The following is a 15,543-nucleotide window of genomic DNA, read 5'->3' as shown; positions in this document are numbered from 1 at the left end:
GCAGCCTCAGGCTTTCGCGCCGTGCCGGCCGGCCCCCTGCGCGAATCGCTGTGCCCCGGCAAGGGATTCGGCAGCCACCCGCGACAGGCTGCCGAACTCGAAATCCATGGCCTCTGCTTCGGATTGACCCCACTGGTTGAGCATCGACGTGCGGTCCGAACGCAGACAGAGCTGGGGTAGCTGCGCAAGCTCGGCGGCCAGCTCCTCGGCAGCCTGACGGGCCTGCCCCGTGGGCACCACCCGGTTGGCCAGGCCGATGGCCAACGCCTCCTGAGCGTCGACGGCGCGGCCGGTCAGGATCAGGTCCATCGCCCGGCTGTGCCCGATGAGCCGTGGCAGCCGCACGGTACCGCCGTCGATCAACGGCACTCCCCAACGGCGGCAGAACACCCCGAACACGGCGTCTTCTTCGGCGACCCGCAGGTCGCACCACAACGCCAGCTCGAGACCGCCGGCGACGGCGTAGCCGCTGACCGCGGCGATCACCGGTTTGGAGAGCTGCATGCGGCTCGGCCCCATGGGGCCGGGCCCATCACGGTGGGTGGGGTTCGTGTCAGATGTGCCGATGGCTTTGAGATCGGCTCCTGCACAGAAGGTTCCGTTGTCACCCCAGAGGACGGCCACCGATGCCGAGTCGTCTTTGTCGAATTCGTCGAAGGCGTTGAACAGCGCCATCGCGGTGGGACCGTTGACGGCGTTGCGGGCCTGGGGACGGTCGATGATGACCGTGGTCACCGGTCCGTTGCGTTCTACCCTTACCGGTTCCCGGGTCGCTTCGCTCCTGCCCTCCGAATCCGGTTCTGTCATGTCGCCTCCACCAGTCGTCCCTCATCCCGCCGCGCGACCAGTTCGGCGGCGAAGTCTGCATAGGCGCGCCGAAGCTCGGCGCCGGGCCAGCGCGCCGGCAGCAGCTCGTTCGGCAGAACCGGATCGGTGAGCAAATGCCGCACGATCGCCGCCGCGGCACGAAACCGCGCGGGAATGTCGTCGGCGGCGGCGATCTCGTCCAGCAGCCGCTGACCGGTGGCCGCCCAGTCGGGAAGATCCCACAGCTGCCCGGCCAACCCGGTCGGGTCGGCGTCACGGGCGCGCAGCACCCGCACTCGTTCGGCGATCTCTGCGGGTAGATCGTCGTCGAGGTTGTCCGGACGCATCCAGACCCCTTCGCGAATCTCACCGAACCGCTTGATCTGCAGGGTATTTCGCAATGCAGCACGGGCCCGGGCGTCCATACCGACCGCCGTGATCAGTAGGGTGACCCACTCGCCGCCCCAGTCGCGGGTGCGTGGATAGAGCGCATCGTCCTGGCGACGCTGACGGGTCAGCAGCCGCTCGGACAGCCGGTAGCCGTCATCGGAGCGCACCAGGTCACCGGCGGTGACCATCCGCGTCAGCGCCACCCGCAAGGTCTGCTCGCGGATGCCGAAATCCGATGTCAGCTGCAGCAATTCGGCCGAGGTCGCCCACGCCGGGTGGGCACCGAGCAAGACGCTCAGCACCACCGACCGGGCGGTCATCTTGGCCAACGACTGCGGCACGGTCACACTCCCGAGGCGCGGCGCCCGTGATCACCGAACGGTTCATCGCGGTGGCGCACCGCCTCCCGGAAGCCGTGCTCGCGGGCGTCGGCGACGAACGCGTGCCCCTCCGGGGTGTGCCGGGCGATGCCGTCGAACACCGTGCTGACCATCCGGCTGGTCGCCACACCCTGCTGATACAGCGCGGTGTTCATGGCCAGCTTCACCATGATCAACTGGTTGACCGGTACCGCGGCGATGCGTTCGACCAGCCGTTCGGTGCGCTCGTCGAGGTCGGCCGGGTCGGGCGCCTCAATCGCAAGCCCCCACTCGGCGGCCTGCGCGCCGGTGATGCAATCCCCGGTCAGCAGAAGGCGTTTGGCGCGTTGATCACCGAGCCGGTGCGCCCACAGGCCGGCGGCCGGGACTCCCCACACCCGGGTGGGCGGATATCCGATCTTGGCATCGGATGCGGCGATCACCTGGTCGGCGTGCAGCGCGATGTCGGTGCCGCCGGCCACGCAATAGCCGTGGATCTTCACCACGGTCGGCTTGTCGGCGTGCATCAGGCTGGAGAAGCCGCGCACGAAGCGGCTCATCATCTGATAGTCGATCATCGGGTCCCACGGGCGGTCGGCCTTGTGATTGACCGCCTGCGTCTTGCCGTCGAGCACCGTGCCCTGGCGGTCGCCACCACCGGCCGAGGATGAGCCGTCGGCGTAGGCACCGAGGTCGAAACCGGCGCAGAACCCCTCGCCGCGGCCGGACACGAGAATCACGTGCACATTCGGGTCCAGGTCGGCCCGCTCGACCAACGCGGCCAGCTCCAGCGGAGTGTCCGCGACGATCGCGTTGCCTTTCTCCGGGCGGTTGAAGGTAATGCGCGCAACACGATCGGTGACCTCGTAGGTCATCGTCTTGAGCTCGGTCATCCCTTCACCAGGCAGCGCTCGATGATCGGCGCGAGGTCGAGCCCGGCAGGCAGCGTGCCGAACGCGCCGCCCCAGTTGCCGCCGACCCTGGTGGCCAGGAACGCCTCGGCTACCGCGGGATGGCCGTGACGGACCAGCAGCGAACCCTGCAGCGCCACCGTGATGTCTTCGGCGATCGTGCGCGCGCGGTACTCGATGGCGTCGAGGTTCTCCAGTTCCGACCGCAATTCGGACACGTGGGCGTCCAGCCGGGCATCCTCACCTGCGGTGGTGGCCAGCTCGTCGAAGAGCACCTCGACGCACTCGGGCCGGGTTGCCATGGCGCGCAACGTGTCCAGTGCGCTGACGTTGCCCGAGCCCTCCCAGATGCCCATCAACGGCGCTTCGCGGTAGAGCCGCGGCATACCGGACTCTTCGGCATAGCCGTTGCCGCCCAGGCATTCCATGGCCTCGGCGGCGTGCGGGGTGGCGCGCTTGCACACCCAGTACTTGGCGGCAGCCAGACCGATCCGGCGCAGCATCGCCTCCCGGTCGTCACCGCGAACCACGGCGTCGGTGGCCCCGGCCATCCGCATCGCGACGATCGTGGCCGCCTCGGCCTCGACGGCGAGGTCGGCGATCACGTTGCGCATCAACGGCTGGTCGATCAAATAGGCGCCGAACGCCTTTCGGTGTTGGGCGTGGTGTACGGCGTGGGTCAGGCCGCTGCGCATGCTGGTGGCGCTGCCCAGCGTGCAATCCAGTCGGGTGAGGTTGACCATCTCGATAATGGTCGGGACACCGCGGCCTTCCTCACCGACCAGCCAGGCGATGGCGCCGTCGTACTCCACCTCACTGGAGGCATTGGCGTGATTGCCGAGCTTGTCCTTCAAGCGCTGCAAGAACATTCGGTTGCGGGTGCCGTCGGGCAGCACCCGCGGCAGCATGAAGCAGCTCAAGCCGCCAGGAGCCTGGGCCAACACCAGGAAGATGTCGCTCATCGCCGCAGAGGTGAACCACTTGTGGCCGGTGAGGGTGTAGCTGCCGTCGCCGTTGGGGACGGCTTGGGTGGTGCCGGCGCGGACATCGGAGCCGCCCTGCTTCTCGGTCATCGACATCCCCGCGGTGATGCCGACCTTGGTGGCAGGCACCTTCAGTTCGGGGTCGTACTGGCGGCTGGTCAGCAGCGGCTCGTAGATCTTGGCGAGCTCGGGGTTGTGGCGCAGTGCGGGGACGACGGCGTACGTCATCGAGATCGGGCAGACGTGGCCGGGCTCCGGAGTCCACACCCCCATCTTGGCCGCGCGGACCACGTGGGCGCCGGGACGGTCGTCGGCCCACGGTGCGGCGTGCACGCCGTGGGCGATGGCCGTGCGCATCAGCTCGTGATAGGCGGGGTCGTACTCGATCTCGTCGACGCGGTAGCCGTAGCGGTCGTGGGTGTGCAGGATCGGCTGATTGCGGTCGGCCAGCTCGCCCCAGCGCTGGGCCTGGGCGCTGCCCGACAGCGCACCGAGCTCGGTGACCTCGTCGACGCCCCACTGGCCACCTTCGCGGATCAGGGCCTCGATCAGGACCGGCGAGCTGGCCGGGTTGTGGTCCACCAGCGGCGGGACCTGGTTGGTGACGATATGCGTATCCGACATGACACCACTGTTACATTTCTTCGACAATCGCACAAGATACGTAATATGGCAGGCTGGATGGTGTGAAGCCGAACTCCGTCGTCCACGCGGCCACTCAGTGGCTCGAACACCAACCCGTGCCTGCCGACCAGTCCCTGGGCGGTGAGCCGCACACCGGGACAGCCGAACTCGGAACCTTCGGCGGGCTTGAGGTCGGAGTGTGGGAGATGACGCCCGGGACGATGCGCGACGTCGAGGCCGAGGAAGTGTTCGTCGTGCTCGCCGGCGCGGCGACCGTCGGATTCGAGGACGGCACCCCCATGATCACGCTCAGCGCCGGCGATGTGGTGCGCCTGGCGAAGGGCACCAAGACGGTGTGGACGGTCACCGAGACACTGCGAAAGGTCTATCTGACCTAGCTCGGCCGCCCGGGGTGCGCGGCGAAGAAATCCCACATCTTCTCTGTGGCGAACGATGGCCAGTCGTGCTCGCCACCGGCGACGGTGATCAGCTCGACGCTGCGCGCGCTCGGACAGCTGGCCACCGACGTCGTCAGGTCTCCGTCGACGGTGGTCGTCGGCTGTTCGCACTGATCGACGTTGCGCCAGAAGGCGTTGGCATCGGGCGGCGTCATGGTCTGGATCGGGAGCACGGTCCCGGGCCGGCCGTCGTAGCGCACCAACCGGTCATCGGTGCCGTGGATGTGCAGCACCGACGTCGGCCGCGCCGCCGGGCACGGCGAGAGCATCGTCGCGGCGTCCGGCCCGATCGCCGCGAAAAGACTTGTGTTGCAGGCCAATTTGTAGGCCATGATCCCGCCGTTGCTGATCCCGGCGGCATAGATGCGCGATGTGTCGATGTTCAGGTTGTCGGTGATGTTGTGGACGGCGGCGGTGATGAAGGCGACGTCGTCGACCTTGTCGTCCCTGGCCTTTCCGCAGCAGCTGTCGACGTTCCACGACTCACCCACGCCGTCGGGGTAGGCCACCACGAACTTGGCGGAGTCGGCCTTACCGTTCCAGCCGTACTGCCGCTCCGCCTGCTCGGCGCTGCCGGTCCAGCCGTGCAGCATCACGACCAGCGGCGCCGACGGCGGCAAGCCGTCGGGAACGTAGAGCCGATAGACGCGATCCACACCGCCGACGTTGATCCGGTGCAGGCTGGCGCCCGGTGCAAAGCCGGTCGCGACGGGAGCGCAGGCCGCCACCAGGCACAGCGCCAGCAGCAGCGCGACTCGACGAACCCACACGGTCAGGAGAGGTGCTCCCGCAGGAAAGCGATGTCGTCCTTGCGCCCCTCGTCGGCGGTCTCACAAATCACCGGCGCATCGGCTGCCTGAACCACCGCGACCAGAAGTTGCGGATCTATCTGTCCGGTACCGAAATTCGCGTGCCGGTCGGCACCGGATCCCTTGGCGTCGCGGGAATCGTTGCAGTGCACCAGGTCGATGCGACCGGTGATGGCCTTGATGCGCTCGACGGCGTCGATCAACTCCTCGCCCGCCGCCCAGGCATGGCAGGTGTCGAGGCAGAACCCGATACCGGTGTCGGCGATGCGCTCCCACAGCCGGGCGATGGTGTCGAAGCGGCGGGCCATCGCGTGATCGCCGCCCGCGGTGTTCTCCAGATACACCGGGACGTCGCTTTCGAGGTACTGCAGAGCCTTGACCCAGCGCTCGAAACCGGCCTCCATGTCGTTGTCGTCGGCGTGGCCGCCGTGCACGATCACCGCGGTCGCATCGATCTCGGCGGCGGCATCGCAGGTGTCCTGCAGAATCTTGCGCGACGGGATCCGCACCCGGTTGTTCGCCGACGCCACGTTGATCAGATACGGCGCATGGACGTACAACGGGACCGACGAGGCCTTGAGCGTCTCGGCGTCCTCGCGCGGCTTGGGCTTCTTCCAGCTCTGCGGATTGCCGAGGAAGAACTGCACCACCTCGGCGCCGTCAGCCGCCGCGGCGGCCAGCGGATCGTCGCCGTGGACATGGGAACCAATGAGCACGTGTCGAGTCTAGGCGCGCGTACCGACGCCGCGCACAGCCGTCATCTCCGCCAGAACAGGTGATGGGTGACCCCGCTCGGGCTGGGCACCACCTCGTGATGGAACTCGTCGTCGAGCTCGTCCGGGGACTCCCAGAGCCGCGATCCGGCGCCGATCTCCACGTCCGCGACGGCGACGTGCAGGGTGTCGACCAGACCGGCATCGAGGAATTCACGAACCGTGGCCGCACCGCCACCGAGCCGGACGTCCTTGCCGCCCGCGGCGGCCTTCGCCTGCTCCAGAACGCTCGCCGGGTCATCGGAGACGAAATGAAAAGTGGTCTCCCCCAACGTCAGCGACGGTCGCTCGTGGTGAGTCATCACGAATACCGGTGTGTGGAAGGGCGGCTCGTCACCCCACCAGCCCTGCCACTCCGGATGGTCCTCCCACCGCCCGCGATAGGGGCTGAACTTGTTGCGGCCCATGATCTCCGCGCCGATGTTGTTGAAATAGTCGCGAGTGAAGTAGTCGTCGAGGCCGCGCGTCCCACCCGGGTCGCGGCGGCCCACCCAGCTTGCTGTCGCACCGACCCAGGCGAACAGGGCGGGCTGGTCGGCGTCGCCGAACGGTCGATCCAAGCACTGATTAAGTCCCGCGCCGAAGCCGTCGCGCGACAGCATGAAGTTGTGGACTCGAAGCAGCTGGGTCACGCGATCCTCCTGGAGTTCGTCGACAGTCGCCAAGGTAGACCTCACCCGGCCGCCAAACTCATCGCTTTTCACGCGAGCAGACACAAAGGCCCCCGACACGCCGCGCATGCGGAGGCCTTTGCGTCTGCTCAATTCGCGATAGGAAAACCGTCGATGCACTTGCCCACCCTGCCGACCAACTCGACCGGGTACCGGCGCACGTCGTCGACGACGAAGCGCACCAGCGTCCAACCGATGTCCCCCAGTCGCGCCATCTTGACGCGGTCGCGCTTCCAAGCTGTCGGATTGGCGTGCCACTCCATGCTGTCGTACTCCGCGGCCACCATGGCCTCGGGCCACGCGAAGTCGACCCGCCAGAGATCACCACAGCGATCGACGATCTCGTACTGGAGTGTCGTTGGCGGAATGCCACCGTCGATGAACACCAGTCGTGCTTCGCTTTCCATCGCCGACTCGGAGCGGGCATCGACGTACGGCAGCAAGTCCCGGACATTGACGATCCCGCGGCGGCCCGTCTGCTCACGCACCGCGGCCACCAATTCTGCCTGCGTACAGGCGGTGCTTCGTACGGCCGCATCAAGAACCGCAAGCGCCCGCGGCCGTCGTAATGATCGCGCCGTCTCGATGGCTGTCCACGCCGGTGCGGTGACAAGCCGCCCTTGTATCCGGCTTAATGGCGCGCCTATTCGCTGGTGCACCATCAAACCCGCCGTCGGGCGTACCCGAACGCCCGGATCGAGCACGTGGATGCGCCTATCCTTTTCGATATCGAAGCCATAGAGAGCGGCTGCGGTGCTCATGCAAGCAACCATCTTCTTGCCAGTCATGAGGTCAAGTGCCGCCAGCCGCGTGATGGTGTCAGGTTCTGACAAGGCGTAGACGCCGTGCCAGACCCGGATGAGTGCACCCGCCTTGACGTGGGCGGCCAGCGACTTACGCGACATCACGCTGAGCAGTTGCCCGGTCGTCGCGAGCCCGCCATTGGCGGCGAACAGTTCGTTGATGAACACGCCGCGATGCTGCAAGGTGGCCTGGGAGTTGCCAATTCACCGCTGGGTATAACTGGCGAACAGACACAAAGGCCCCCGACACGCGGTGCGTGCGGGGGCCTTTGCGTCTGCTCGCGCAGAAACTACCGGTAGTCGCTGTATCCGTAATCGTCCAGCGGCACCGCAGCACCGGTGGCCTGGCCGAAGTCCGGGCTGTAGTACTGATCCTCGTAGGACGGGATCGTGTACGCCGCGGCCCGAGCCTCTTCGGTCGGCTGCACCTGGATGTTGCGGTAGCGGTTGATACCGGTACCGGCCGGGATCAGCTTGCCGATGATCACGTTCTCCTTCAGACCCTGGAGCTTGTCGCTGCGGCAGTTGATCGCCGCATCGGTCAGCACGCGAGTGGTCTCCTGGAACGACGCCGCCGACAGCCACGAATCGGTGGCCAGCGACGCCTTGGTGATACCCATCAGCACCGGGCGGCCCGCCGCGGGCTCGGCGCCCTCGGCGACGACCCGACGGTTCTCCGCCTCGAACTCGCTGCGCTCGGTCAGCGATCCGGGCAGGAATTCCGTTGCGCCCGAATCGATGATCGTCACGCGACGCAGCATCTGCCGAACGATGACCTCGATGTGCTTGTCGTGGATCGACACACCCTGCGCGCGGTAGACCTCCTGCACCTCCTTGACGAGGTGGACCTGCACCTTGCGCGGGCCCTCGACACGGAGCACCTCGTGCGGGTCGGCCGAGCCCTCGAGGAGCTGCTGACCAACCTCGACGTGGTCACCGTCGACCAGCAGTCGCTCGGAACCGTCGTCGTGCTTGAACACCTTCAACCGCTGACGCTTGGAGAGCTTGTCGTACACGACCTCCTCACTCCCGTCGTCGGGAATGATAGTGATCTTGTAGAACTTGTCGGTCTCCTCCAGCTGGACGCGTCCGGCCACATCGGCGATCGGTGCGCGGTTCCGCGGAATGCGCGCCTCGAACAGCTCCTGCACGCGCGGCAGACCACCGACGATGTCGGCGCCACCGGTAACACCACCCTGGTGGAAGGTGCGCATGGTCAGCTGCGTGCCGGGCTCACCGATGGACTGCGCGGCCACGATGCCGACAGCCTCGCCGATGTCCACCAGCTTGCCGGTGGCCATCGAACGGCCGTAGCACATCGCACACACACCCGAGGCGCTGGTGCAGGTGAGCACCGAGCGGACCTTGACCGAGGTGATGCCGGCTTCCAGCAGGGCGTCGATCGCCGGGTCGCCGAGATCGTGTCCGGCGTTGACGATGACGTTGCCTGCCGCGTCGACCGCGTCGGCGGCCAGCGTGCGGGCGTACGCCGAGGTCTCGACGTGCGGATCCCGGATGAGGGTGTCGCCCTGCACCTCGGCGAGATCGACGATGATGCCGCGCTCGGTGCCGCAGTCGTGCTCGCGCACGATCACGTCCTGGCTGACGTCCACCAGACGACGGGTCAGGTAACCCGAGTCAGCGGTACGAAGTGCGGTGTCCGCCAGACCCTTTCGGGCGCCGTGGGTGTTGATGAAGTACTCCAGCACCGTCAGGCCTTCGCGGAACGAGGACTTGATCGGGCGCGGGATGAACTCACCCTTCGGGTTGGTCACCAGACCCTTCATGCCGGCCAGCGTGCGGGTCTGGGTGAAGTTACCCGTCGCACCGGAGTCCACGATCGTGATGATCGGGTTGTCCTCCGGATAGTGCGCCCGCAGCGCGTTACCGACCTCTTCGGTGGCTTCCTTCCACAGCTCGACGAGGGCGTCGTTGCGCTCCTGCTTGTTCAAAGCACCGCGCTGGTACTTCTTTTCGACGCCGTCGGCCTCAGCCTCGTAGCGCTCGAGGATCTCCTGCTTCTCCGGCGGCACGATGACGTCGGCCATCGAGACCGTGACACCCGAACGGGTGGCCCAGTGGAAACCGGCGTCCTTGAGCTTGTCGACGGTCTGCGCGACCACGATCATCGGGTAGCGCTCGGCCAGATCGTTGATGATCCGGGCCTGGACCTTCTTGTGCATCTGCTCGTTGACGAACGGATACCCCTGCGGCAGAAGCTCATTGAAGAGCACCCGGCCCAGCGTGGTCTCGGCGGTCCAGGCATTGCCCGGACGCCAGCCGTTCTCGCCGAACAGCTCGTTCTCGACCTCATGCGGCGGACGCAGCTGCGTCAGACGCACCTTGATCTGAGCGCGAACACTCAACGCACCGCGATCCATCGCCATGATGGCCTCGGCCGGCGAGCTGTACACACCGGTCTCCGGCGCATCCTTGGCCGCGGGGGTGTACTCACCCTCGTCGCCCGGAACCAGCGTGGTCAGGAAGTACAGACCCGTGACCATGTCCAGACGCGGCATGGCCAGCGGCTTACCCGACGCCGGCGACAGGATGTTGTTGCTCGACAGCATGAGGATGCGAGCCTCGGCCTGCGCCTCGGCGCTCAGCGGCAGGTGGACTGCCATCTGGTCACCGTCGAAGTCGGCGTTGAACGCCTCACAGACCAGCGGGTGCAGCTGAATTGCCTTGCCCTCCACCAGCTGCGGCTCGAAGGCCTGGATACCGAGGCGGTGCAGCGTGGGTGCGCGGTTCAGCAGCACCGGGTGCTCGGCGATGACCTCTTCGAGGACATCCCACACCTGGGGACGCTGACGCTCCACCATCCGCTTGGCGCTCTTGATGTTCTGCGCGTGGTTGAGGTCAACCAGACGCTTCATCACGAACGGCTTGAACAGCTCGAGAGCCATCAGCTTCGGCAGACCGCACTGGTGCAGCTTGAGCTGCGGGCCGACCACGATGACCGAACGGCCCGAGTAGTCGACGCGCTTACCGAGCAGGTTCTGACGGAACCGGCCCTGCTTGCCCTTGAGCAGATCGGACAGCGACTTGAGCGGACGGTTGCCGGGCCCGGTGACGGGCCGGCCGCGACGGCCGTTGTCGAACAGCGCGTCCACCGACTCCTGCAGCATGCGCTTCTCGTTGTTGACGATGATCTCGGGCGCACCGAGGTCGATCAGTCGCTTCAACCGGTTGTTGCGGTTGATCACGCGGCGGTACAGGTCGTTCAGGTCGGAGGTCGCGAAGCGGCCACCGTCGAGCTGAACCATCGGACGCAGCTCCGGCGGGATCACCGGGACGGCGTCGAGGACCATGCCCATCGGCGAGTTGCCCGACTGCTGGAACGCGGCAACGACCTTCAGGCGCTTGAGAGCACGAAGCTTCTTCTGCCCCTTGCCATTCCGGATGGTGTCGCGCAGGCTCTCGGCCTCGGCGTCGATGTCGAAGTTCTCGATGAGCTTCTGGATCGACTCCGCACCCATCGAGCCCTGGAAGTACTCGCCGTAGCGGTCGACCAGCTCGCGGTACAGGTTCTCGTCGACGATGAGCTGCTTCGGAGCCAGCTTGGTGAAGGTCGTCCAGATCTCCTCGAGCCGGTCCAGCTCACGCTGTGCCCGGTCGCGCAGCTGGCGCATCTCACGCTCGCCACCGTCGCGCACCTTGCGGCGCACGTCGGACTTGGCACCCTCGGCCTCGAGCTCGGCCAGGTCGGCCTCGAGCTTCTGGGCGCGGGCCTCCAGGTCGGCGTCACGCTGATCGGCGACGGCCTTCTTCTCGACCTCCATCTCGGCTTCGAGAGTGGAGAGCTCGTTGTGGCGCATCTCGTCGTCGACGGCGGTGATCACGTAGGCGGCGAAGTAGATGATCTTCTCGAGATCCTTCGGCGCCAGGTCGAGCAGGTAGCCCAACCGCGACGGCACACCCTTGAAGTACCAGATGTGCGTGACGGGCGCGGCCAGCTCGATGTGGCCCATCCGCTCACGACGCACCTTGGCGCGAGTGACCTCGACGCCGCAGCGCTCGCAGATGATGCCCTTGAAGCGGACGCGCTTGTACTTGCCGCAGTAGCACTCCCAGTCGCGAGTCGGTCCGAAGATCTTCTCGCAGAACAGGCCGTCCTTCTCCGGCTTCAATGTGCGGTAGTTGATGGTCTCCGGCTTCTTGACCTCGCCGTAGGACCACTGACGAATGTCCTCAGCGGTGGCAAGGCCGATCCGGAGTTCATCGAAGAAGTTGACGTCTAGCACGTAACTCCCTTTCCCCTTTCGGGACTAGATAAATATCAGGCGAGATCTTCGACAGAGGCAGATTCGTTGCGCGACAGGTTGATTCCGAGGTTGGCAGCAGCACGCTCCAGGTCCTCGTCGTCACCGTCCCGCATTTCGATTGCCGCGCCGTCCGAAGACAGCACCTCAACGTTCAAGCACAGCGACTGCAGCTCCTTGAGCAGCACCTTGAACGACTCGGGAATACCCGGCTCGGGGATGTTCTCGCCCTTGACGATCGCCTCGTAGACCTTGACCCGGCCGACGGTGTCGTCGGACTTGATGGTCAAGAGCTCCTGCAGCGTGTACGCCGCGCCGTAGGCCTGCATGGCCCAGCACTCCATCTCACCGAACCGCTGACCACCGAACTGCGCCTTACCACCCAGCGGCTGCTGGGTGATCATCGAGTACGGACCGGTCGAGCGGGCGTGGATCTTGTCGTCCACCAGGTGATGCAGCTTCAGGATGTACATGTAGCCGACCGTCACCGGGTACGGGAACGGTTCGCCGCTGCGGCCGTCGTAGAGCACGGCCTTGCCGTCACCGTTGACGAGAACCTCGCCGTCGCGGTTGGGCAGCGTCGAGCTCAGCAGACCCTGCAGCTCCTCTTCGCGGGCACCGTCGAACACCGGCGTGGAGACGATGCTGTTGGGCTCCGCCTCCAGCAGGTCCTCGGGCAGGTTGCCCGCCCACTCCGGGTTGCCGTCGACCTTCCAGCCGGCCTTGGCCACCCACCCGAGGTGGGTTTCCAGGATCTGGCCGATGTTCATACGACGCGGCACACCGTGGGTGTTGAGGATGATGTCCACCGGGGTGCCGTCCGGAAGGAACGGCATGTCCTCGACCGGCAGGATCTTGCCGATGACGCCCTTGTTGCCGTGGCGTCCGGCGAGCTTGTCGCCGTCGGAGATCTTGCGCTTCTGGGCCACGTAGACGCGGACCAGTTCGTTGACGCCGGCGGGCAGCTCGTCATCGTCCTCGCGGGAGAACACCCGGATGCCGATGACCTTGCCGGACTCACCGTGCGGCACCTTCAGCGACGTGTCGCGGACCTCGCGCGCCTTCTCACCGAAGATCGCGCGGAGCAGCCGCTCCTCCGGGGTCAGCTCGGTCTCACCCTTCGGGGTGACCTTGCCGACGAGGATGTCGCCGTCGCGGACCTCGGCGCCGATGCGGATGATGCCGCGCTCGTCGAGATCGGCCAGCACCTCATCGGAGACGTTCGGGATGTCCCGGGTGATCTCCTCGGCGCCCAGCTTGGTGTCGCGGGCATCGATCTCGTGCTCTTCGATGTGGATCGAGGTGAGCACGTCCTCTTCAACCAGACGGTTGGAGAGGATGATCGCGTCCTCGTAGTTGTGGCCTTCCCACGGCATGACCGCGACGAGCAGGTTCTTGCCCAGCGCCATCTCACCGTTTTCGGTGCACGGCCCGTCGGCGAGTACCTGACCCGACTCGACACGCTGCCCGGCGTCCACGATCGGACGCTGGTTGGCGCAGGTGCCGTGGTTGGAGCGGGCGAACTTGCGCATCCGGTAGGTGTGCCGGGTGCCGTCGTCGGCCATCACGGTGATGTAGTCGGCCGAGACCTCCTCGACCACGCCTGCCTTCTCGGTGACGATGACGTCGCCGGCGTCGATCGCGGCGCGCAGCTCCATACCGGTGCCCACCAGCGGTGCCTCGCTGCGCACCAGCGGAACCGCCTGGCGCTGCATGTTGGCACCCATCAGGGCGCGGTTGGCGTCGTCGTGCTCGAGGAACGGGATCATCGCCGTCGCGACCGACACCATCTGGCGCGGCGAGACGTCCATGTAGTCGACCTCGGTCGCCGAGACGAACTCGACCTCGCCACCCTTCCGGCGAACCAGGACGCGCTCCTCGCTGAAGCGGCCCTTGTCGTCGGTCGGCGAGTTGGCCTGCGCCACGACGTGGCGGTCCTCCTCGTCGGCGGTCAGGTAGTGGATCTCGTCGGAGACGACACCGTCGACGACCTTGCGGTACGGGGTCTCGATGAAGCCGAACGGGTTGACCCGTGCGTACACCGAGAGCGAACCGATCAGACCGATGTTCGGACCTTCCGGGGTCTCGATCGGGCACATCCGGCCGTAGTGGCTGGAGTGCACGTCGCGGACCTCGAGGCCGGCGCGCTCACGGGACAGACCACCCGGGCCCAGCGCCGACAGACGACGCTTGTGGGTCAGACCCGACAGCGGGTTGTTCTGGTCCATGAACTGCGACAGCTGGCTGGTGCCGAAGAACTCCTTGATCGCCGCCACGACGGGACGGATGTTGATCAGGGTCTGCGGCGTGATCGCCTCGACGTCCTGGGTGGTCATCCGCTCGCGGACGACGCGCTCCATACGGGACAGGCCGACCCGGATCTGGTTCTGAATCAGCTCGCCGACGGTACGCAGACGACGGTTGCCGAAGTGATCGATGTCGTCGACCTCGACCGGGACCTCGACGCCGCCGGGGGCGGTCATCGTGGTCTGGCCCTCGTGCAGGCGCACCAGGTATTCGATGGTCGCGACGATGTCCTCTTCGGTCAGCGTCGAGCTGGTGATCGGCTGGCCGGCGTTCAGGCCCAGCTTCTTGTTGACCTTGTAGCGACCCACTCGGGCCAGGTCGTAGCGCTTGTCCTTGAAGAACAGGTTCTCCAGCAGGGTCTGCGCCGACTCCTTGGTCGGCGGCTCGCCCGGACGCAGCTTCCGGTAGATGTCCAGCAGCGCCTCATCGGTGCCGGCGGTGTTGTCCTTCTCCAGCGTCGACATCATGATCTCGGAGAAGCCGAAGCGCTCCCGGATCTGCTCGTTGGTCCAGCCGAGCGCCTTGAGCAGCACGGTGACCGGCTGACGGCGCTTGCGGTCGATGCGCACACCCACGGTGTCGCGCTTGTCGACGTCGAACTCCAGCCACGCACCGCGGCCGGGGATCACCTTGACGCTGTGCAGCGTCTTCTCGGTGGACTTGTCGATGCTCTCGTCGAAGTACACACCCGGCGAACGGACCAGCTGGGACACCACGACACGCTCGGTGCCGTTGATGATGAAGGTGCCCTTCTCGGTCATCATCGGGAAGTCACCCATGAAGACCGTCTGGCTCTTGATCTCACCGGTGTTGTTGTTGATGAACTCGGCCGTGACGAACAGCGGGGCCGCGTACGTCATGTCCTTGTCTTTGCACTCGTCGACCGGAGCCTTGACCTCGTCGAAACGCGGGTCGGAGAAGCTCAGCGACATCGAGCCCGAGAAATCCTCGATCGGCGACAGCTCGGTGAGAACCTCTTCGAGGCCACCCACCGGGTTGACGTCGCCACGCGCCTCGGCGATCTCACGCCAGCGCGGCGAGCCGATCAGCCACTCGAACGACTCCGTTTGGACGTCGAGCAGGCCGGGTACCTCTAGCGGCTCGCGCAGCTTTGCGAAGGAAATTCGTTTTGGTGCTCCGGGAACGGAGTTAGAAGTAGTAGTCGTTTTGCTCTGGCTAGAGACTGCCAAGATGCATCCTTCCAGCACCTAATGCGACAGACCGGAATCAACCGGGAGGTCGCGATATCTGCATCGGTTCGGCTGGCCTACTCGAGGCCCGGCCTTTTTCCCCGACGCACGCGACATGCAAACAGGTCTCAGAGCTGGGATGTCTTAACTCAGACTTGAGGACCGGCGGTGTCAGGTGCAGGTTGAGGTGGGCAGG

At 66.1% G+C, this 15,543-nt stretch carries 11 protein-coding genes; 1 reads left to right on the top strand and 10 read right to left on the bottom strand.

Annotated elements, in window-relative coordinates; all coding sequences use genetic code 11:
• Positions 1-6 precede the first annotated feature (6 nt).
• The 4 genes from K0O64_RS04970 to K0O64_RS04955 are packed head-to-tail and all read right to left on the bottom strand — an operon-like array spanning position 7 to position 4,074.
• Positions 7-807, bottom strand: coding sequence for a crotonase/enoyl-CoA hydratase family protein (locus tag K0O64_RS04970; RefSeq protein ID WP_071947509.1), 801 nt, complete (start codon positions 805-807; stop codon positions 7-9).
• A complete protein-coding gene (locus K0O64_RS04965) occupies positions 804-1,517 on the bottom strand; it encodes a PaaX family transcriptional regulator C-terminal domain-containing protein (RefSeq protein ID WP_220046479.1) in 714 nt (237 codons plus the stop codon). The genes K0O64_RS04970 and K0O64_RS04965 overlap by 4 nt, the downstream gene beginning before the upstream one ends.
• Positions 1,518-1,540: 23 nt before the next feature.
• Complete coding sequence (locus tag K0O64_RS04960; RefSeq protein WP_071947510.1) at positions 1,541-2,449, bottom strand: crotonase/enoyl-CoA hydratase family protein; 909 nt, start codon at positions 2,447-2,449, stop codon at positions 1,541-1,543.
• Positions 2,446-4,074 carry an acyl-CoA dehydrogenase family protein gene (locus tag K0O64_RS04955; RefSeq protein ID WP_220046170.1) on the bottom strand — a complete coding sequence of 543 codons (1,629 nt, stop codon included), beginning with the start codon at positions 4,072-4,074 and terminating at the stop codon, positions 2,446-2,448. Before K0O64_RS04955 ends, K0O64_RS04960 begins: the two co-directional genes overlap by 4 nt.
• Positions 4,075-4,136: 62 nt before the next feature.
• Between K0O64_RS04955 and K0O64_RS04950 the strand changes: the two genes are divergently transcribed.
• Positions 4,137-4,472, top strand: coding sequence for a cupin domain-containing protein (locus K0O64_RS04950; protein WP_071947512.1), 336 nt, complete (start codon positions 4,137-4,139; stop codon positions 4,470-4,472).
• Here the strand turns inward: K0O64_RS04950 and K0O64_RS04945 are convergent.
• The 6 genes from K0O64_RS04945 to rpoB all read right to left on the bottom strand — a co-directional run bounded on the left by K0O64_RS04945 (position 4,469) and on the right by rpoB (position 15,365).
• A complete protein-coding gene (locus K0O64_RS04945) occupies positions 4,469-5,302 on the bottom strand; it encodes an extracellular catalytic domain type 1 short-chain-length polyhydroxyalkanoate depolymerase (RefSeq protein WP_071947513.1) in 834 nt (277 codons plus the stop codon). The genes K0O64_RS04950 and K0O64_RS04945 overlap by 4 nt on opposite strands.
• 2 nt (positions 5,303-5,304) lie before the next feature.
• Entirely contained in the window at positions 5,305-6,057 is a 753-nt protein-coding gene (locus K0O64_RS04940; protein WP_071947514.1) for a deoxyribonuclease IV, read from the bottom strand.
• Between the two features lie 41 nt (positions 6,058-6,098).
• Complete coding sequence (locus tag K0O64_RS04935; RefSeq protein ID WP_096312696.1) at positions 6,099-6,746, bottom strand: dihydrofolate reductase family protein; 648 nt, start codon at positions 6,744-6,746, stop codon at positions 6,099-6,101.
• 128 nt (positions 6,747-6,874) lie between these two features.
• Positions 6,875-7,690, bottom strand: coding sequence for a type IV toxin-antitoxin system AbiEi family antitoxin (locus K0O64_RS04930; protein WP_225933722.1), 816 nt, complete (start codon positions 7,688-7,690; stop codon positions 6,875-6,877).
• A 188-nt stretch (positions 7,691-7,878) separates the two neighbouring features.
• Positions 7,879-11,832 carry a DNA-directed RNA polymerase subunit beta' gene (locus K0O64_RS04925; protein ID WP_096310160.1) on the bottom strand — a complete coding sequence of 1,318 codons (3,954 nt, stop codon included), beginning with the start codon at positions 11,830-11,832 and terminating at the stop codon, positions 7,879-7,881.
• 35 nt (positions 11,833-11,867) lie between these two features.
• On the bottom strand, positions 11,868-15,365 hold the full coding sequence (rpoB, locus tag K0O64_RS04920; protein WP_220046168.1) for a DNA-directed RNA polymerase subunit beta: 3,498 nt from the start codon (positions 15,363-15,365) through the stop codon (positions 11,868-11,870).
• Between the last annotated feature and the right edge of the window lie 178 nt (positions 15,366-15,543).

The sequence above is a fragment of the Mycolicibacterium pallens genome (assembly GCF_019456675.1).
Lineage (GTDB): Bacteria > Actinomycetota > Actinomycetes > Mycobacteriales > Mycobacteriaceae > Mycobacterium > Mycobacterium crocinum.
This window is presented reverse-complemented; position numbering and strand designations above follow the sequence as displayed.

Bases quoted from the DNA above. Each gene is read 5' to 3' on its own strand.
- K0O64_RS04970 (WP_071947509.1), bottom strand. From the start codon at position 807: ATGACAGAACCGGATTCGGAGGGCAGGAGCGAAGCGACCCGGGAACCG.
- K0O64_RS04965 (WP_220046479.1), bottom strand. From the start codon at position 1,517: ATGACCGCCCGGTCGGTGGTGCTGAGCGTCTTGCTCGGTGCCCACCCG.
- K0O64_RS04960 (WP_071947510.1), bottom strand. From the start codon at position 2,449: ATGACCGAGCTCAAGACGATGACCTACGAGGTCACCGATCGTGTTGCG.
- K0O64_RS04955 (WP_220046170.1), bottom strand. From the start codon at position 4,074: ATGTCGGATACGCATATCGTCACCAACCAGGTCCCGCCGCTGGTGGAC.
- K0O64_RS04930 (WP_225933722.1), bottom strand. From the start codon at position 7,690: ATGTCGCGTAAGTCGCTGGCCGCCCACGTCAAGGCGGGTGCACTCATC.